This is a genomic window from Microvirga splendida (genome assembly GCF_016427565.1).
GTDB lineage: Bacteria > Pseudomonadota > Alphaproteobacteria > Rhizobiales > Beijerinckiaceae > Microvirga > Microvirga splendida.
Genome location: NZ_JAELXT010000004.1, coordinates 108,249 through 127,071, shown reverse-complemented (window position 1 = coordinate 127,071; position 18,823 = coordinate 108,249). Strand labels below are relative to the sequence as shown.

The 18,823-nt window shown below is 65.8% G+C and carries 19 protein-coding genes; 3 read left to right on the top strand and 16 right to left on the bottom strand.

Annotation, left to right across the window (positions count from 1 at the left end; all coding sequences use genetic code 11):
* Positions 1-12: 12 nt before the first annotated feature.
* The 6 genes from JAO75_RS06250 to JAO75_RS06225 all read right to left on the bottom strand — a co-directional run bounded on the left by JAO75_RS06250 (position 13) and on the right by JAO75_RS06225 (position 6,853).
* Complete coding sequence (locus JAO75_RS06250; protein ID WP_199047581.1) at positions 13-822, bottom strand: HpcH/HpaI aldolase family protein; 810 nt, start codon at positions 820-822, stop codon at positions 13-15.
* Between the two features lie 10 nt (positions 823-832).
* Complete coding sequence (gene araD, locus JAO75_RS06245; protein ID WP_199047579.1) at positions 833-2,566, bottom strand: L-arabinonate dehydratase; 1,734 nt, start codon at positions 2,564-2,566, stop codon at positions 833-835.
* A gap of 12 nt (positions 2,567-2,578) precedes the next feature.
* A complete protein-coding gene (locus tag JAO75_RS06240; RefSeq protein ID WP_199047577.1) occupies positions 2,579-3,433 on the bottom strand; it encodes a carbohydrate ABC transporter permease in 855 nt (284 codons plus the stop codon).
* 4 nt (positions 3,434-3,437) lie between these two features.
* The gene (locus JAO75_RS06235; RefSeq protein ID WP_199047575.1) at positions 3,438-4,376 is read right to left on the bottom strand and encodes a carbohydrate ABC transporter permease; all 939 of its coding nucleotides are present in this window, start codon (positions 4,374-4,376) and stop codon (positions 3,438-3,440) included.
* Positions 4,377-4,455: 79 nt separating this feature from the next.
* The gene (locus tag JAO75_RS06230) at positions 4,456-5,715 is read right to left on the bottom strand and encodes an ABC transporter substrate-binding protein (RefSeq protein ID WP_199047573.1); all 1,260 of its coding nucleotides are present in this window, start codon (positions 5,713-5,715) and stop codon (positions 4,456-4,458) included.
* Between the two features lie 61 nt (positions 5,716-5,776).
* Positions 5,777-6,853, bottom strand: a complete 1,077-nt coding sequence (locus tag JAO75_RS06225) for an ABC transporter ATP-binding protein (protein WP_199047571.1) — start codon at positions 6,851-6,853, stop codon at positions 5,777-5,779.
* A 253-nt stretch (positions 6,854-7,106) separates the two neighbouring features.
* On the opposite strand from JAO75_RS06225, the gene JAO75_RS06220 reads away from it, so the two are divergent.
* Complete coding sequence (locus JAO75_RS06220) at positions 7,107-8,165, top strand: LacI family DNA-binding transcriptional regulator (protein WP_199047570.1); 1,059 nt, start codon at positions 7,107-7,109, stop codon at positions 8,163-8,165.
* Positions 8,166-8,278: 113 nt separating this feature from the next.
* Positions 8,279-9,133: an alpha/beta fold hydrolase gene (locus JAO75_RS06215; RefSeq protein WP_199047569.1), complete on the top strand. Its 855-nt coding sequence runs from the start codon at positions 8,279-8,281 to the stop codon at positions 9,131-9,133.
* Between the two features lie 21 nt (positions 9,134-9,154).
* Here the strand turns inward: JAO75_RS06215 and JAO75_RS25155 are convergent, their stop codons facing one another.
* From JAO75_RS25155 to JAO75_RS06195, 5 genes are all read right to left on the bottom strand, one after another.
* Positions 9,155-9,280, bottom strand: coding sequence for a hypothetical protein (locus JAO75_RS25155; protein ID WP_281433490.1), 126 nt, complete (start codon positions 9,278-9,280; stop codon positions 9,155-9,157).
* Between the two features lie 19 nt (positions 9,281-9,299).
* Positions 9,300-11,039: an ATP-dependent zinc metalloprotease FtsH gene (gene ftsH / locus JAO75_RS06210; RefSeq protein WP_246742387.1), complete on the bottom strand. Its 1,740-nt coding sequence runs from the start codon at positions 11,037-11,039 to the stop codon at positions 9,300-9,302.
* Positions 11,040-11,186: 147 nt separating this feature from the next.
* Positions 11,187-11,462, bottom strand: coding sequence for a GNAT family N-acetyltransferase (locus JAO75_RS06205; protein WP_199047567.1), 276 nt, complete (start codon positions 11,460-11,462; stop codon positions 11,187-11,189).
* Between the two features lie 90 nt (positions 11,463-11,552).
* On the bottom strand, positions 11,553-12,143 hold the full coding sequence (locus JAO75_RS06200; RefSeq protein ID WP_199047566.1) for a GNAT family N-acetyltransferase: 591 nt from the start codon (positions 12,141-12,143) through the stop codon (positions 11,553-11,555).
* 125 nt (positions 12,144-12,268) lie between these two features.
* The gene (locus JAO75_RS06195; protein ID WP_199047565.1) at positions 12,269-12,730 is read right to left on the bottom strand and encodes a hypothetical protein; all 462 of its coding nucleotides are present in this window, start codon (positions 12,728-12,730) and stop codon (positions 12,269-12,271) included.
* A gap of 150 nt (positions 12,731-12,880) precedes the next feature.
* Here JAO75_RS06195 and JAO75_RS06190 point away from each other — a divergent pair, with 150 nt between their 5' ends.
* Entirely contained in the window at positions 12,881-13,459 is a 579-nt protein-coding gene (locus JAO75_RS06190) for a hypothetical protein (protein WP_199047563.1), read from the top strand.
* A 23-nt stretch (positions 13,460-13,482) separates the two neighbouring features.
* Here JAO75_RS06190 and JAO75_RS06185 read toward each other — a convergent pair whose 3' ends face one another.
* The 5 genes from JAO75_RS06185 to JAO75_RS06165 all read right to left on the bottom strand — a co-directional run bounded on the left by JAO75_RS06185 (position 13,483) and on the right by JAO75_RS06165 (position 18,807).
* On the bottom strand, positions 13,483-14,742 hold the full coding sequence (locus JAO75_RS06185; RefSeq protein WP_199047561.1) for an RluA family pseudouridine synthase: 1,260 nt from the start codon (positions 14,740-14,742) through the stop codon (positions 13,483-13,485).
* A gap of 42 nt (positions 14,743-14,784) precedes the next feature.
* A complete protein-coding gene (crcB, locus tag JAO75_RS06180; protein WP_199047559.1) occupies positions 14,785-15,171 on the bottom strand; it encodes a fluoride efflux transporter CrcB in 387 nt (128 codons plus the stop codon).
* A gap of 9 nt (positions 15,172-15,180) precedes the next feature.
* Positions 15,181-15,873: a tetratricopeptide repeat protein gene (locus JAO75_RS06175; RefSeq protein WP_199047557.1), complete on the bottom strand. Its 693-nt coding sequence runs from the start codon at positions 15,871-15,873 to the stop codon at positions 15,181-15,183.
* 55 nt (positions 15,874-15,928) lie between these two features.
* Complete coding sequence (locus tag JAO75_RS06170; protein WP_199047555.1) at positions 15,929-17,236, bottom strand: replication-associated recombination protein A; 1,308 nt, start codon at positions 17,234-17,236, stop codon at positions 15,929-15,931.
* A gap of 167 nt (positions 17,237-17,403) precedes the next feature.
* Entirely contained in the window at positions 17,404-18,807 is a 1,404-nt protein-coding gene (locus JAO75_RS06165) for a Do family serine endopeptidase (protein WP_199047553.1), read from the bottom strand.
* Between the last annotated feature and the right edge of the window lie 16 nt (positions 18,808-18,823).

The window sequence follows — 18,823 nt, the reverse complement described above, 5'->3', positions numbered from 1 at the left end:
CTCCTCAAGGCTTCAATAGGCGGCAGCGGGCGCGGCCGGTGCCGGAGCGGCCTCGCCCCTGAGAGCGCCGAGCCACTCGGAGGCGCGGCTCGTCATCATGGCGAGGTCGGAGCCCATCGCCACGTAGCTGTAGCCGTAGCCGATGAAGCGGCGCACCATGTCAGGATTGGGGCCGACGATGCCTACCGGCTTTCCGGCATCGCGTGCCATCCCGGCCGCCTTCTCGATCAGCGCCTGAACGTCCGCGTGCGCGATGTTGCCGATGTGCCCCATGGAGGCCGCGAGATCGCCCGGCCCGACGAAGAGCGCATCGACCCCGGGAACGGCCGCAATCTCCGGCAGCCGCTCGATGGCCTCAGGCGTCTCGAGCTGGACGATCACCGCCACCTGATCGTTGGCCTGCTTGAGGTAATCGACAGCGCGCCCGAACCGCGAGCCGCGATGCACGGCAGCCACACCACGTATGCCTACGGGCGGATACTTGGCGAACGCAACCGCTAGGCGGGCCTCTTCGGCCGTCTGCACGAAGGGCAGCATGATCGTCTGGGCGCCTGCATCGAGCACGCGCTTCACGAGCACCTGATCGTTCCAGGCAAGCCGCACCACCGCATCGGCCGGGGTGCAGCCGATGGCGCGCAGGATATTCGCCAGATCCGACACTTCGATCGGCACATGCTCCATGTCGACGACGAGGAAGTCGAAGCCGCTGTAGCCCATGGCCTCGGCGGTCGCAGGCCCTGCCGCCATGAGCCAGGTGCCGAGCGGCGGCTTCGGCCCCTGTCCCTTGAGCCAACCTTTGAAGCGGTTCTCGATGCTGATCATGACGAAACCTTTAGAAGATGGACGGCTCGGCCACGAGGCCGCGTGTGGATAGGAAGTCGAAATCGCAGCCCTCATCTGCCTGAGAGACGTGGCGCTGATAGAGGGCCGCGAAGGAGCGCTCGTAGCGCAGGGCTCCGGGCTTCCACTCGGCTCGGCGGCGCTCCAGCTCCTTGTCATCGACCTTCATGTCGATGCGTCCGGCCTCCACGTCGAGTTCCACGAGGTCGCCTGTCTTGAGGAGCCCGAGGGGACCGCCGACCGCCGCTTCCGGCGCCACGTGCAGGATGCAGGTGCCGTAATGGGTGCCGCTCATGCGCCCGTCGCAGATGCGCACCATGTCGCGCACGCCCTGCTTCAGCAGCTTCTTCGGGATCGGCAGATTGCCCCATTCGGGCATGCCCGGCGCGCCGACCGGACCGGCATTGCGGAGCACGATGACCGTGTCTTCCGTAATGTCGAGATCGGGATCGTCGATGGTGCGGTTCATCTCGGCGGGATTGTCGAAGACCAGCGCGGGACCCACATGCTTGAGGAACTTCGGGTTGGCCGCCGAGGACTTCATGACGGCGCCGTTGGGAGCTAGGTTGCCGCGCAGGACCGCCAGCGTCTTGCCGCGCGAGAGAGGTACGACCGGGTTGTCCTCGCCCCGGATCACCTCGTCGTTCCAGCACTCGGCTCCGGCGATGTTCTCGCCGAGCGTCTTGCCGTTCACGGTCATGGCATCCTTGTCGAGATGGCGCTCCAGCTTCTTGAGCTGCGCCAGGATTCCGCCTGCGAAGTAGAAATCCTCCATCAGGTATTCGCCCGATGGAAAGAGATTGGCGCAGACCGGCACCCGGCCCGCCATGTCGGACATGTCGTCGAGGGTGAGATCGACGCCGGCGCGGCGCGCCATGGCGATCAGGTGAACGGCGGCATTGGTCGAGCCGCCGAGCGCCATGTAGGCCACGAGGCCGTTGCGGAAGCTCCTGGCATCGAGGAAGCGGGAGGGCTTCCAATCGTCCCAGATCATCTCGATAATGCGCTCGCCGCAGGCCGAGGCCATGCGCGGGTGGCCGCTGTCGGCGGCAGGAATCGAGGTGGCGCCCGGCAGGGTGAGGCCCATGGCGTCCACGATGGACGTCATGGTGGACGCCGTCCCCATGGTATTGCAGGTGCCGATGGAGCGGGTCATGCGGCTTTCGAGATCGACCCAGTCGTCCTGCGTGATGTTGCCGGCGCGAAGCTCGTCCCAGTATTTCTTGGTGTGGGTGCCCGCCCCGGTCTTGTGCCCGCGCCACTGGCCGTTCGACATAGGGCCGGCCGGGCAGTAGATTACCGGAATGTCCATGCTGATCGCCCCCATGAGGAGGCCGGGCGTGGACTTGTCGCAGCCGCCCAGCAGCACGGCGCCGTCGATGGGGTGCGAGCGCAGAAGCTCTTCCGTCTCCATGGCCAGGAAGTTGCGGTAGAGCATGGTGGTGGGCTTCACCATCACCTCGCCGACCGACAGCGCCGGCAGTTCCACCGGATAGCCCCCGGCCTGCCAGACGCCGCGCTTCACCGCCTCCGCGCGGTCGCGCAGGTGCGAATGGCAGGGGCTGAGATCGCTCCAGGTGTTGACGATGGCGACGACGGGCTTGCCGAGAAACTCCTCGCGCCGCATGCCCATCTGCTGCGTGCGCTGGCGATGCGCGAAGCCGCGCATGTCGTCGGATGCGAACCAGCGCTGGCTGCGCAGTTCTCCGATGGATCGGCGTGTCATTTCAAACGGTCCTTATCCCTTGATGCCGCCGGAGGTCAGGCCGGACACGACGCGCTCCTGGAAGATCACGATCAGGACCGCGACGGGCACGATGCCGACCACGAGCGCCGCCGAAATCACCGGCCAGGGGAACGCGAACTCGCCCTGGTAGAGCGTGATGCCCACGGGGAGCGTGCGCAGCATCGGGTTGGAATTGAACGAAAGCGCGAGCAGGAACTCGTCCCAGGCGTTCACGAAGGCCAGGATGCCCGCCGTGAACACGCCCGGCGCCGAGAGCGGCACCACGACCTTAAACAGGGCGCCGATGCGGGTGCAGCCGTCGATCATGGCGGAGTTCTCGAGATCGCGCGGGATGCCCTCGAAGAACGACACGAGGATCAGGGTGCAGACAGGCAGGCTCAGCACCGTATAGGGCAGGATCAACGCCACCCAGGTGTTGAGAAGGCCCAGCGCCCGCATGATCTCGAAGAGCGGCACCAGCAACGTGACGAGCGGGAAGGTCGAGACCGCGATGATGGCCGACAGGATGAGGTCGCGCCCGCGGATCTGAAGCCGTGCCAGCGCATAGGCGGCGAGCACCGAGACGAAGAGCGTCAGCGCGGTGGAGAGGATCGCCACCATGAAGCTGTTGAACAGGAACAGCAGCAGAGGCTGGTCCGTGAAGGCGCGCAGGTAATTCGCGACCGTCGGCGCATGGGGCAGCCAGGTGATCGGCTTCAGGGTCAGCTCCGACTCCGTCTTCAGCGACGTGAACAGAATCCACAGCGCCGGAAACATGCCGTTCACGACCAGGATGAAGCCGATCAGGATGCGCAGGGGCTTGCCGGAGAAGATCGAACGATTGTTGGCGGTGGTCTCGTGGCTCATGGTGTCACCCCCTGGCCCGGATCATGCGCAGATAGACGGCCGTCACGCCCATGGAGAGGACGAACATGACGACGGCGAGCGCCGAGCCGTAGCCGAGGTCGAGGAAGTCGACCGTGTTCTGATGAATGTACATGGCGAGCGTCGCCGTGGAGGTGCCCGGCCCGCCGCGTGTCATGGTGAACGGGATGTCGAAGGTCTGCAGCGCCGTGATGGTGCGGAAGATCAACGCCACGACGATGGCGGGCTTGAGCAGCGGCAGGGTGATCTCGAAGAACTGGCGCAAGCGCCCTGCCCCATCGACATCCGCAGCCTCGTAGAGGGAGCGCGGGATCGTCTGGAGGCCGGCGAGGATGATCAGCGCCATGAAGGACGAGGTCTTCCAGATAATCGTCAGGCAGATCGCCGCGAAGGCCCAGTTAGCCGAGTTGAACCAGATCACGCCCTCGAAGCCGATGCGGCGGAGCACGTCGTTCACCACGCCGTATTCGGAATGGAAGAACCACGCGAAGATGAGACCGGCGAAGGAGAGCGGCAGGGCCCAGGGGATCAGGAGCGAGAGGCGGACCGGCCATTTCACGTTGAACGGCAGGTTCGCCATGAGGGCCAGCGCCAGGCCCACGAGCAGCGCGCCCGGAACGGTGATGAGCGTGATGAGAACCGTGTTCCAGGTGGTTTCCCAGAACACAGGATCGTCCAGCATGAGGCTGTAGTTTTCGAGCCCTGCAAAGGACGCCGGAAGGCCCGAGGTGAGCGACAGGTTCTGAAAGCTGGTCCATATCAGCCGGCAGACCGGATAGACGATGATGAGGGTCAGCAGGAGCGCCGTCGGCAGCAGAAGCAGCGCGGCCAGGGTGCCCTCGCTCGGATCGAGGAACCGCGTCCACCACTTCGTGCCGCTCTCGTTGCGCGTGGTCACTAGGGTCGTTTCGCTGGCCGTTGCCATCGTCCTGGTCCTGCTCGGATGCGGTCACGGGGGACAGACGCCCGAAGGCGTCTGTCCAAGGTTTTAAAGATGACGGGCCTTAGCGCAGCACGCGGCGCAGGCGGCCTTCCATCTGCTCGGCGCCCTGCTCGGGCGTCTGCTGGCCGGCGAGCACGCCGTTGACGGTCGTGCGGATGATCTCGCTGACCTCGTTATAGCGCGGCGTCACCGGACGGGCTTTGGCGGTCTCGACGACCGGCTTGGCGCTCGCGAACCACGGAACCGCCTTCACGACGTCCACGTCCGAATAGACTTGCGGGAATTGCGGCAGGAGGGATGCGTTGATCGCCATGAACTCCGAGACGTCAGGGCTGGAGATGAACTGCACGAACTTCTGCGCCTCGGTCTTGTTGTTCGAGAACGCGGACACGCCCCATTCCCAGCCACCGAGGCAGGAGGCCGGCTGGCCGCCCTGCACGGCGGGCAGCTTCACGACGCCGACCTTGTCCTTCACGGCGGATTCGGCACCCTGGAACTGACCCCAGGCATAGGACCAGTTGACGGCGAACACGACGTTGCCGGCCTGGAACTCCTTGCGGGTGTCGTCGGTCGCCACTTCGGCGATGTTCTTCTTGGCGACGCCGCTGTCGACGAAGTCCTTCCACAGCTTCAGCGACTTCACGGCCGCTTCCTTGTCGAAGGAGAGCTTGCCGTCGGCAACGAGCTGCTTGCCCATGCTCCAGTACGGCAGGAGGAAGGTGCAGACCGCGCCTTCGATGGCCTTGCCCTGGAAGGACAGGCCCTGAAGGTTCGGGTCGTTTTCGGCCGCGGTGATCTTCTTGGCGGCGGCCGCAAGCTCCTCCCAGGTCTGGGGCGGCTGAATGCCGTGCTTCTCCAGCAGGTCCTTACGGTAGTAGAGGAACATGGCGTCCGCGAAGGCGGGCAGAGCCACGACCTTGCCGTCGACCGTATTGGCCTCCGCATAGGCCGGCAGGTAGCGGTCCATATAGGCCTTCACGTCCTGGCCGATCACCTCGTTGAAGGGCACGGTCCAGCCGGCGGCGGCGTATTGCGCCGGGCGGATGACGTCGAGGATCATGACGTCGAGGGAGGAGTCCTTCGCGGTCATGACGGTGTTGAGGTACTGCGCCTGCTGCTCGGAGGTGTTGCCGCCGGTCTCGATCGTGACCTTCACGTTCGGGTTCTTGGCTTCGTACATGTCGAAGGCCTTGCGCCACACGTCGGGGCGGTGCTGGCTCGAGACGAAAACCCGCAGGTTGGTCTGCGCGGTCGCGACGGATGCGGACAGCGTCATCGCCGCACCCGCCAGAAGCAGTGTCATGGTCTTGTTGAAAGTCATCGTTTCCTCCGTGGAAGTTTGACGATACCGGTTCCTCGCCGGCATTCCTTGTTGGCCCCGCCTATCGGGCGATGGCCCGTTCCGTTGCCGCATCGAACAGGTGGACCCGCGAAGGATCGACACCGATGGAGAGAGCCTCGCCCGGGCTCGGCCGCATCTCGGGCGCGACGCGGGCCGTCAGGGTGGACTGGCCGAGGGCGAAGTGGATGAGCGTGTCGGAGCCCAGCGGCTCGACGACCTGCACCTGGCCAGACAGCGCATGCCCCTCGCCGGCCGGCACAAAGTGCTCCGGCCGGATGCCGACGACCACATCGCGCCCCTCGAGGCCACCGACCTTGCCGGCGGAGTGATCGTGGAGCGGAATGCCGGCCCCGCCATCGAACGTCACCTGTCCGCCGCGGATCGTGCCCTTTGCGAAGTTCATGGCGGGAGAGCCGATGAAGCCGCCGACGAAGACGCTGGCCGGTGAATTGTAGACCTCGTCCGGCGTGCCGACCTGCTCGATCTCGCCGCCCTTCAGGATCACGATGCGATCCGCGAGCGTCATCGCCTCCACCTGATCGTGGGTCACGTAGATGATGGTGGTGCCGATGGCCTGATGGAGACGCTTGATCTCCGTGCGAACCTGGCCGCGCAGCTTGGCGTCGAGGTTGGAGAGCGGCTCGTCGAACAGGAACACCTGGGGGCGGCGCACGATGGCGCGGCCCATGGCGACGCGCTGGCGCTGGCCGCCGGAGAGTTGAGAAGGCTTCCTGTCGAGAAGCGGCGTGATTCCGAGCATCTCGGCCGCCTGGGCGATGCGGGGCTTGATCTCGGCCGATGAGATCCCGCGCACCTTCAGGCTGAAGGCCATGTTCTCATAGACGGTCTTGTGCGGGTAGAGAGCGTAATCCTGAAACACCATGGCGATGTCGCGCTCGCGGGGCGGAAGCTTGTTCACCACCCGCTCGCCGATCCGGATCTCGCCGTCGCTGATGCTCTCCAAGCCCGCGAGCATGCGCAGGGTCGTCGATTTGCCGCAGCCTGACGGGCCCACCAGCACCACGAACTCGCGGTCGGCAATTTCCAGATCAATGCCTTTGACGATTCGTAGGGAACCGTAACTCTTCTCAAGCTTCCGGAAGCTGACGGACGACATGCTCCCTCCCTGTTGCTTTGCGGCGGGCCAGACTCGGCACCCCTGCACACGCCTAGGACGAATCCCAGGTTTGTGGCTGATTGCGGCTATAATAGCGCTACGATCCTTCTTCTGCAAGCCGCCTTAAGAGAGGTGCTTCGAGGCCCAAAGGAGCGTGTGAAGAGCTATTACTGTCATATTTCATTTGAGAATTGTGCTTATGACACTATAGTCATAAACAGAATTTCTCGCAGCGCTACGAAAAGGAAGGCTGATGGACGCTCGCAGCAGCTTGCAGAACCGCACTCCTCGGAAGCGACGCAAGATGCAGCGCGTGACGATGATGGACGTCGCCAAGCTGGCCCAGGTCTCCCCTTCAACGGTCTCGCTCTACCTTCGCAAGCCTGCTGCCGTTTCTCCTGCGGCAGGCCAGGAAATCGCCCGCGCGATCTCCACCCTGGGCTACGTTCCCAATCTGGTGGCAGGGGGGCTCGCGGCTGCGTCGTCGAAGGTCGTCAGCATCATCGTGCCGTCGATCCGCAACGCTTTCTTCGCCGAGACGGTGTCGACCCTGCAATCCGAACTGGCGGCGGAAGGCCTGCAGGTGATCCTCGGCCACAGCGAGTATGGGGAGGATCAGGAGGAGGCGCTGGTGCGAACCGCCCTCGCCTGGGCTCCGGCCGCCGTGGTGCTGACGGGCCTGTCCCACAACGCCGAGACCCGCAAGCTTCTGCGGGCGAGCGGCGTTCCCGTCGTCGAGATGTGGGAGATCGGCGGGGAGCCCATCGACATGGCCGTCGGGTTCTCGCACCCGCAGGTGGGCGCGTCCGCAGCCCGGCATCTCCTGTCGAAGGGCCGCCGCCGCGTCGCCTTCCTGGGCGCCCGCATGCAGGAGGATCATCGTGCGGCCAAGCGCGCGAGCGGCTTCGTCGAGGAGGCCCGTCGTGCGGCGGAGCCCGCTTCCTGTGAGATCGTCAATCACCCCGGTGCCGCCACGGTCGAGGCCGGTTCGCTCCTGTTGAACCGGGCGCTGCAGCAGATTCCGGACCTCGACGGCATCGCCTGCTCCAACGATCTCATCGCCCTGGGAGCGCTCTTCGAGTGCCAGCGCCAGGGCATTGCCGTGCCGGACAACATTGCCGTGGTGGGCTTCGGAGATCTCGATTTCAGCGCCTCGTGCATCCCGTCCCTGACGACGATCCGCCCCTCGGGCGATCTGATCGGAAAGGAAGTCGCGCGCCTGATTCTCGCCGGCATCCACGGCGAGCAGCCCCCAGCCGCTTCCCGCATCATCGACACAGGGCACGTGCTCATCGAGCGGCGGAGCACCTGAGCGGAGCCGACACCCTGCATCATCGCTGAGCCTGTGCTCCGGCTCTGGCGTTCGCGCGCCATCTGCGGCAGCCTGTGCACACGAGGATGCAGTTTCGTGCAGGAGCCTTTCGCATGCCCAACAGCCTGATTGCAGCCCGAGACCGTTTCGCGGCTCGCCATTCCGAGCAGCGGATGGTCGTCAACGGCCGCGAATGGGGATATGTCGAGGCAGGCCGGAGCGGCCCGGCGCTGCTGCTCATTCCGGGCACGTTGGGCCGCGGCGACATCTTCTGGCAGCAGATCGAGGCCCTGGAGGGCCGCGCCCGCATCGTGGCCGTCACCTATCCCGCCAGCGGCGGCATCGTCGAATGGGCGGGCGATCTGGCGGACTTGTGCGGCAGGCTTGGCCTCGAGCGCGTCACGGTGCTCGGCTCATCGCTTGGAGGATACCTGGCCCAGTTCTTCGCAGCAGCGTATCCGCACAGTGCCGAGAGGCTCATTGCAGCCAACACCCTGCACTCGGTTGCAGGGATCGCGGAACGGCCGCCCTACTCGTCCGATCTCGACCATGCACCCATCGGGGAACTGCGCGCCGGGTTCGGCCGCGGCCTCGGCGTCTGGCGGGATACTCATCCGGAGCAGGCGGAGCTGGTCGATCTTCTGTTAGCCGAAGTTGGCGGACGCATCCCGGAGCCGGAACTACGCGCACGGCTGAAGGCTCTCAAACAAGGACCGGAATTGCCGCCCCTCGATCTGCCGCGGGAGCGGATTGCAACAATCGAGAGTGCCGACGACCCGCTCATTCCACCGCTCATGCGCGAGGCCGTGCGGGCCCGCCTGAACCCTTCGGTGGCGTACCGTTTCGAGTGGGGCGGGCACTTCCCCTATGTGGCTCGGCCGGAGCTCTACACTTCCCTGCTCGAAGAGCAGCTTGGGTTGTCCACCACCCACGAAAGTTGGGGCGATGGAGAGTTGCGGGCGCGTTAGCCGCACCGCCCGAACGTGGGTTCAGCCTTGCGGCTTGGCCCCGTGGCAGAGCTGCGGGGTGTTGATGCTCCAATTGCCGCACTTGTCGCAAGCCGTGACCAGAAGACCGAGGCCGACGATGAGAGCGGCGCGGACGAGCTGTTTCATGTGAAAGCCCCCACCCTGTTCAGGCTGCAAGCCTCGCTTGCTGCATGTGAACGATCCGGCGGACCTCGTCGCCCTCAATCGTCTCGTGCTCCAGCAGCGCCTCCGTCAGGGCATCGAGCGCATCGCGGTTGTCTTCGATGCAGACCTTGGCGGCCTCGTACATCTCGTCGATGATGCGCCGGATCTCCTGCTCGACCTCGCGCGGAAGGTTGTCGCCCGAGCGGGCGACGCGGACCATGCCGATGGCCGGGCTCATGCCCCACTCGGTCACCATCTTGGTGACGATGTTGGTGGCGTGTGCGATGTCGCTGGCGGCACCCGTCGTGACCTTTTTCGGGCCGAACACGACCTCCTCGGCCGCGCGGCCGCCCATGGCGACGATGAGATCGGCCTCGAGCTTCTCCACCGGGATGCAGAAGCGGTCATGCTCCGGCAGGCGCATGACGAGGCCGAGCGCCTGGCCGTGGGGAATGATGGTGGCGCTGTGCACCTGGTCGGAGGCCGGGAGCAGGGTCGCGCAGAGGGCGTGACCGGCCTCGTGCACCGCCACGAGGCGGCGCTCCTCGTCCGTGATGACGAGGGAGCGGCGCTCGAGCCCCATGATGATCTTGTTGCGGGCAGCCTCCAGATGCTCGCGGGTCACCTCCGTGACGCCTTCGCGCGCCGCGAAGATGGCCGCCTCGTTCAGGAGGTTGCCGAGATCGGCGCCCGAGAATCCGGGCGTGCCCTTCGCGATCGAGGCGAGGCTGACTCCGTGGGCCAGCTTCACGTTGCGGGCATGAACGTTGAGGATCGCCTCACGGCCGGAGATGTCGGGCAGTCCGATATGAACTTGGCGGTCGAAGCGGCCGGGGCGCAGGAGCGCCGGATCGAGGACGTCCACGCGGTTGGTGGCCCCGATGACGATCACGCCCGCCGTGGTGTTGAACCCGTCCATCTCCACGAGGAGCTGGTTCAAGGTGGCCTCGAACTCACGGTCGGCGGCCGATCCCCCGCCCCCGCGCTTGCGGCCGATGGCATCGATCTCGTCAATGAAGATCAGGCAGGGAGCCTTCTTGCGGGCCTGCTCGAAGAGCTTGGAGACGCGGCCCTTGGCGATGCCGATGAGCGGCGCCGAGAAGTCGCTTCCCGACACCACCATGAAGGAGACGCCCGCCTCGCCGGCCAGCGCCTTGGCGATCAGGGTCTTGCCCGTGCCCGGAGGCCCGACCATCAGCAGGCCGCGGGGAATTCGGGCCCCGACCCTGGTGAAGGCGTCCGAGTCCTTCAGGAAGGAAATGACCTCCTGCAGTTCGGCCTTGGCCTCCTCCTGGCCGGCCACATCGTCGAAGCGGTTCGGGATGCTGCGAACCACCTTGGGCCAGCGGGAGGTCGGCTTGAAGTCGGTCTGGATCGCCAGCATGGCCAGCACGGCCAGAACCAGCACGATCGGCACGACGATGCTCGCCATGTGGGCCGGGTCGAAGCCTGGTTTCTTGAAGTCGACCTCGGCCCCGGAGGCGGTGATCCGCTCGATATAGTCGGCGCTCACGAGACCGTTCGGTATGCGCACGAAGACGTTCCTGTCAGCCAGGGAGACCGATAGGCCGCCGCTCTCGATCAGGACCTTCTGGACCTTTTTCTGGCCCAGTTCGCGGGTGAACTCGGAATAGGTGATCTCGGCGACCGGCTGAGCCAGGTAACGGGGGGCGAGGAAGATGGCGGCCGCAATCACCAGGGCCAGAATGGCGGCCGGAACAGCCAAGCTTTTCTTTGACAAGATCTGTCTTGCTTTTTCGAGAACGTTTGTCACCGGCGGCGCCCCCATAGCGCAATTTAATTTTTTGGAGGAGCCGCTGTTTAGTTTATTTCGACGCAGTTCGCAGTACGGCGAATGGGCACACCCGATAAACGGAGGGTGCGTCGGTCAACCCAGGAGATCGCTGTACTCCTTGTGGCGGCGGATCCAGGTTCGCGCATAGCCGCACAGAGGGGTGATCGTCCTCCCCTCGGAGCGGGCGATTTCCGCCACGCCCTGCATGAGGTCGCTGGCAGCTCCGGTCCCCCGCAGGGGAATGGCGGCTTCCACGTGACGGATCACGAGATCGGACCCGCGCCGCTCGTAGGTCGCAAACGCAATCTCCCCGTTCCGCTCCAGTTCGAAGCGATGACGGTCCACGTTGTCCCTGACGTCACTGCTCATGGCTCGACTCACCTCACGAACACTGCTCAGAGTTCCAACGTGATCCGATGGGCAGCGTTCCGCAAGCGGCCAAGCTTGACCGGCATGACCTCATTCCGAAGCCATCTTCCGCTCGAGCCCGGCCTTCACCGCCGGCCACTCGTCGCGGACGATGCTGTAGACCGCCGTATCGCGGATGTGCCCGTCGGGCATGATCATGTGCTGGCGCAGGATGCCGTCGAGCTTGGCGCCGAGGCGCTCGATGGCGGCGCGCGACTGGTCATTGAGCCGGTGGGTCCGCAGCTCCACGGCGTTGCAGCCCAGCCCCTCGAACGCGTGCCGCAGCATGAGGAACTTCGCATGGGTGTTGACGAAGGTCCGCTGCCAGGATCTCGCGATCCATGTGGTGCCGATCTCGACCCGGTGATTGGCGGCGTCGATGTTCATGTAGCGGGTCGAGCCGACCACCCGGTTGCCCTCTTTCACGACAGTCGTGAACGGCAGCGCCAGGCCGGCCGCCTGCAGCTCCAGGGCTTTCTGTACATAGGCATCGAAGCCCTCCGGTCGCGGCACCGTCGTGGTCTTCTTCTCCCAGAGCTCTCCATCGGTGGCAGCCACGCCTAGAGCCGGAACATCTGCGGCGCTCAAGGGCCGAAGGGTCAGACGGGCCGTCGAGAGGGTTACGGGCTCGATATGCAGCATGATGGAGGCGCCTTTGTCCGGTCTGCAGCTTTGTCTCCGATTCAAGGCAAGCCTGCAACGGCCAAGGCAGCATCAGGAGACGACGGGTCTCCTGACGTGATGATCGACAGCCGGTGAGGTCCGCCTCAGCCCAGCAGATAGACGATCCCCGGCAGGCTCACGGCGAGAGCCGCCAACGCCCAGGCGCCCAAAGCCGATTCCCAGGCGACATTCCCGGTCGCGTTCCGCAATCTCTGTGCGCAGGTCGTGGCATCCATCGTGCGCCCGCTGAGGCACGAGCAGAGGGCGTAGTGGGCCTGACCGTCGGAGAGCGCGAAGTAGCGCATGGCATCGCCGAGCCTGTCGCTTGCAAGTCCGTCTGCGCGCAGGATCGGATCCTCATAAGCCACCGTGAGCGGAGAGTTGTCCTCGCGGATCAGCGCTCTCTCCGCCGGCGGCTTGTACTCGATCTCACCGAGGGGGGTCAGCGGGCGTTTCGGATCGCACTCGAGCAGGGCAATCCACCGCTGAAGTCGTTCGTCACGAGACAGGGGTCTCGGCTGAACGTCGGCTACGCTACGGAGCTGATCAAGATGCTTGTGTTCCATCGATCTCCTCCTTGCCGGAGCATCGGCCCAAAGGTGGCCACCACGTTTGGGCTCCATCCGATGCTGCGCTCGATGCGCGGCGAAAGTGCGACAGGTTGGGAGATGGAGCTGCTTCGGGTTAAGATGGAGCGATACGGGTGGAGATGGTCCATGGCAGGCGCGAGGAATGGTGGCGGTCGGTTCTGGAGGGCAGCGCCCTGGATGATCGCGGCGCTCCTGTTGCTGCTGCCGCTGATCGCGATGCAGTTCACCGATGAGATGAACTGGGACGAGACCGATTTCATCGTGTTCGGCGCCATGCTGCTCGCCGCCTGCGGCACCTATGAACTCGCCACCAGGGTGACGGGAAACACCGCCTACCGTGCCGCCGTCGGCGTTGCGGTCGTTGCAGCCTTCATCCTCATCTGGATGAACCTTGCCGTGGGCATTATCGGGTCCGAGGACAACCCGGCCAACCTCATGTATGCCGGCGTGCTCGCCATAGCGGTCTTCGGCGGCTTGATCGTGCGTTTCCGACCGCGGGGCATGGCGCACGTCTTGCTCGCGACGGCGCTTGCCCAGGCCCTGGTCGGAGTCATCGCTCTGAGCGCGGGATTAGGCTCCACCGGGGCGAACTGGCCACGGGTGATCGTGGTCCTGACCGGGTTCTTCGCCGCGCTGTGGCTCCTGTCGGCCTGGCTGTTCCGGAGAGCGGCCCGGGATCCGAATTCAGTCGGCGCAGCACCATAGGTGCGGAGGGTCGGCGCGACGCCCTAATCCTCGGGCGCCTCGACGATGGGATCGTACTGGCTCGTATCCAGGCCCAGCAGGTTGAAGCTCTGCTGCATATGCGGCGGCAGCGGCGCCGTCACATCGATGGGCTTGCCCGTCCGCGGATGGGCGATGACGATGCGGCGCGCCAGCAGATGCAGCTTGTTCTGGATGCCGCCAGGCAGCTCCCAGTTCTCGATGTCGAAGTATTTCGGATCGCCGACGATGGGATGGCCGATATGCGCCGCATGGGCACGAAGCTGGTGCGTGCGCCCGGTGACCGGCTTCAACGACAGCCAGGCCAGCTTCTGCGCCGCCGTGTCGATGACCGCATAATAGGTCAGCGCGTGGCTTGCGCCCTCGTCGCCGTGCTGGGCCACCTTCATGCGCGCATCGCCCTCCTCGCCTTCCTTGGCGAGATAGGTCGAGACCCTGCCCTGGCGCACGCGCGGCACGCCGGCGACGAGCGCCCAGTAGATCTTGCGCGTGGTGCGGGCGCGGAACGACTTCGCCATGGTAGACGCGGCAAAGCGCGTCTTGGCGATCACCAGGCAGCCCGCCGTGTCCTTGTCGAGGCGGTGCACGAGACGCGGCTTCTGCCCGTCTTCGCCGGTGAGGGAGTCGAGCATCCCGTCCACATGCCGCTTCGTGCCCGAGCCGCCCTGGACGGCGAGCCCCATCGGCTTGTTGATGATGAGAACGTCCTTGTCCTCGTAGAGCGTGATCGACTTCAGGAAGTCGCGTTCGTCCTGGTCCTTGGCCGCACTGCGGGCGACCGGGCGGGGCTGGTCGAGCTTCAGCGGCGGCACGCGGACCTTCTGCCCGGCCACGAGCCGCTCGTTGGGCTGGGCGCGCTTGCCGTCGATGCGCAGCTCGCCCTTTCGGACGATGCGCTGAATGTGGGTGAAGGCCAGTTGCGGGAACCGGGCGACGAGGAAGCGGTCCACCCGCATGTCAGCCTCGTCGGGCTCGACCACCAGGGTCTGCACGCCTGTCGCCAGAACCTCCTGGGCCTCTGCCCTGGCCTGGGCCCGGGTCGGCTTCTGCGGAGCCTCCGCGGCAGGGCGGCTCGGCTGGGGCCGCACAGCAGGCTTCTCGCGCACCGCCGAGGGTGCTCGCGTCTTGGCCGCTGCCGGTTTCGTGCTGCGCTGTTTCGCCGGGGCTGTCTTGCGCGCCGGCTTGTCCTCGCGCGAGCGAAAGCCCTGCCGCGAGCCCGACCGCCCGCCACGGGCACCATTCTGTCCTGAACCGCTTTTTCTCATGATGCGTGGGTACCAGAGCGCCGCGCGGGCGGCAATCGAGGTTTAAGCCGTCAGCGCCCGGATCAACGCGAGACCGGCGAGCAATCCGGCAATCGAAAGGATCACCGAAGCGCCCACGTAAGCCACGGCAAGACCCGTCTGCCCCCGCTCCCAGATCAGAACGGCATCCAGCGAAAAGGCCGAGAAGGTGGTGAAGCCGCCGAGGATCCCGGTGGTCAGGAAGAGCCGCAGGGGCTGGCTCCACCCCTCGCCTGCCCTGAAGGCGAGCCACGCGGCAACGGCTCCCATGAGGAAGGAGCCGACCGCATTCACCGTCAGCGTCCCCCAAGGAAAGGCCGTGCCGCACAGCCGGGCGCAGCCGAGATTCACCCCATGGCGCAGGGCTCCGCCGATGCCGGCACCGAGGAAGACGAGGAGATAGGAGAGCATGGCGCCAAGCTAGCAGCCTGCCTTCTGCCTCAACAAGGCCAGATCGCCCTCGACATTCTCCATTTGCTCCCCTCTGACCTGAGCGGCGAGCCTGCAGGACTCCTCGCGATTGCCGGACTGCAGCGTAGCCCAGGCCAGATTCATGCGCGGCACGGCCCAGTCGGGCGTGTCCTTCACGGCCTGTTCGAGAAGCGGCTTTGCCTCGGCGGGCCGGCCGGCGATCAGCAGCATTCGGCCGTGATCGGCGCGGAGGGACGGGGACGGCGACTTCATGCGTGCCGCCACCCGGAAGAGTTCGTCGGCGTAGACGAAGTCCTTGAAACGGGTCGCTACCACCATCGCGAAGCCGTGGTAGATTCCGCTCTGCTGCGGATCCAGCAGGTAGGCTTGATTGAAGCGCTTGGCGGCGGTCGCGATGTCGTTCTCACCCAGGAAGGCGCGCGTGCCGGCCTCGATGGCCGTGCCAGCCGCTCTCGCCCGGTCAGGAACCCTTTCCAGCACCGCAGCGACGAGTTTCCGATCGGCGACTTTCTGCCCCTCCGTCTTCTCCGCAAAGTTGAAGAAAGGCGCCTCATTGGCCGATACCGGGTAGGTCTTGCGGCTGACGCTGACGCCGGGCGCGACCTCGACATTCTGAGCCTGCGCCGGCGCGGAGATTGTGGCTGCCGCAAGCCAGATCAGTAAGGGGATCAGTCTCTTCATGGGTGCCTCCCTGCCCTGTCGATCCTAGCAGCAAGGAACCCAAAGAGATATAACGTTACTTGCGTCGCTCCTTCCGGAGCTTCTCCCACCAGTCCAGCCGCTTGCGGACCTCCCGCTCGAAGCCGCGGTCCACGGGCTCGTAGAAGGATTGGCGCCCCAGCTTGTCCGGCCAGTAATCCTGCCCCGAGAAGGCATCCGGCTCGTCGTGGTCGTAGGCATAGCCGTCGCCGTAGCCGATCTGCTTCATGAGCTTGGTCGGGGCGTTCAGGATGGTCTTGGGCGGCATGAGGGAGCCGTGCTCCTTGGCCACCCGCGTGGCGGCCTTGTAGGCCGTGTAAAGGGCATTCGATTTCGGCGCGGTGGCGAGATAGACCGCCGCCTGGGCCAGCGCCAACTCCCCTTCCGGCGAGCCGAGGAAGTCGAACGCGTCCTTGGCCGCATTGGCGATCACGAGCGCCTGCGGGTCGGCCATACCGATGTCTTCCACAGCCGCCCGCACCAGCCGGCGGGCGATGAAGAGCCGGTCCTCGCCGGCATCGAGCATGCGGGTGAGGTAGTAGAGGGCCGCATCGGGATCTGAGCCGCGGATGGTCTTGTGCAGGGCGGAGATGAGGTTGTAGTGCCCCTCCTGCCCCTTGTCGTAGATCGGCGCGCGGCGCTGGATGATCTCCTGCAACTGCTCGGCGTCGAAGACCTCGCCGGGCTTGGCCGAGCGCCAGACCTCCTCGGCCAGCGTCAGCACGGCTCGCCCGTCGCCGTCCGCCATGCGCACCAGGGACGCCCTCGCCTCTCCGTCCAGCGGCAGGCTTTTTTCCGTGATCTCCTCGGCGCGAGCCAGGATCTTCTGGATCGCCTCTTCGTCCAGGGATTTGAACAAAAGGACGCGGGCGCGGGAGAGAAGCGCCGCGTTCAGCTCGAAGGACGGGTTCTCGGTGGTCGCGCCCACCAGGGTGATCGTGCCGTCCTCCATGACGGGCAGGAAGGCGTCGAGCTGGGCGCGGTTGAAGCGGTGGATCTCATCGACGAAGAGCAGCGTGCCCTTGCCCATGGAGCGACGGTGGCGGGCGGCCTCGAAGACCTTCTTGAGATCCGCCACGCCGGAGAAGATCGCGGAGATCTGGTCGAAATGCAGATCCGTCTCATGGGCCATCAGGCGCGCCACGGTCGTCTTGCCCGTGCCGGGCGGGCCCCAGAAAATCAGGGAGCCCAGGGACTTCGAGGCGATGAGCCGGGTGAGGATGCCGTCGGGACCCACGAGATGGTCCTGGCCGACCACTTCGGAGAGCTTGGTCGGCCGCATCCGGTCCGCCAGCGGACGGGGTGCGCTCTGGTCGAGGCCAGCGGAGGAAAACAGGTCGCTCATGATGAACAGGGACTCAAATCTTGTCCCGTCATCCATACCCGATCCGCAGGCTGCCGTCGCGCTTCGAGCATCGGACCCAAAAGTGGATTTGCACTTTTGGGATCTATCCGATGCTTATCCTTTGAGAGCGCATCGTTCGGTGCGGACCCGGCGGGCCGCACGCTGCGCTAACGCCCCAAGACGGTGGTGAAGACCCGGCCTCCGCGGCTGACGGTGATCTCCCAATAGCCGCCGTTCCGGTTGATCAGTCGATCCGCATCCCGCGTGTTCGCAAGGCGCTCGCCGTTGATGGCGACGATCTGGTCGCCCTTCTCGAAGCCGACGCTGGCGGCGACACTGCGCTCCTCCAGGTCGACAACGACGACGCCGTCATCCGCGATATCGATCTGAAGCTCGTCGGCGACCGCCGGCGACATGTTCACGAGGGTCGCACCGGCAAACGGCGTGCGTCCGCGGCTGCGCACCGGATCCCGCGGCGGGTCCTCGGGCGGCGGCATGAGCCTCACCTGGAGGATCGCCTGCTTGCCGCCGCGCAGAATGGTCAGGGGAGCCTGCCCTCGAATCCCTTTGAGGGTGAAGCGGTAGCCGAAGGAATCCGGGTTATCGACCGGCTGCCCGTCCACGGCCAGAATGGCGTCGCCGCGTTTGAGGCCGGCTTCGGCCGCGGGGCCCCGGGCATAGACGGCGGTGACCAGAACGCCCGCCGGGCGCTCCAGTCCCAAACCGCTCGCGATATCGCCGTCCACGGGCTGGAGGCGGGCGCCGAGCCAGGGACGGACGACGTTCTTCGCCCCGCCCCTGGCGGAGTCGAGCACGACACGGACCATGCTGGACGGAACGGCAAAGCCGATGCCGATGCTGCCGCCCGACCGGGAATAGATCGCCGTGTTGATGCCCACGACCCGGCCGTTCATGTCGATGAGGGCACCGCCCGAATTGCCCGGGTTGATGGCCGCGTCCGTCTGGATGAAGAACTGGTAGTCGGAGATGCCGACCTGGGTGCGCGCCAGGGCCGAGACGATGCCCTGCGTCACCGTCTGCCCGACCCCGAACGGGTTGCCGATGGCGAGCACGATGTCACCCACCTGCAGGGCTTCCGAATCGCCCAGCTCCACGGCCTGAAGGTTGCTGGCGTCTCGCAGCTTGAGCACGGCGATATCCGTGCGCGGGTCGCGCAGGAGGATGTCGGCCTCGAACTCCCGCCGGTCGGCGAGCGCCACCTTCACCTCGGTCATGTTCTCGATCACATGGTTGTTCGTGATCACCAGGCCCGACGGATCGACGATCACGCCGGAGCCGAGGGAGCTCTGCGACCGGCCCCGCGGCATGCCGGGTGCGTTGTCCCCGAAGAAGCGGCGGAAATACTCCTCGATGGCGGCATTCTGCCGGCGGTCGCTGCGCTTGGCGTAGACGTTCACGACGGCCCCTGCCGTCTGCCGGACGATGGGCGCGAAGGAGAGCTGAACCTGGGCCTTGCTCTCCGGCACGACCCGCTGGGTCTGGGCCTGCACCCCGGCTCCAAGAGCGAGCACGGCAACGGTAACGGCAAGGCGAAGCAGCGAAATGCGCATGGCCACGAATCCCTCG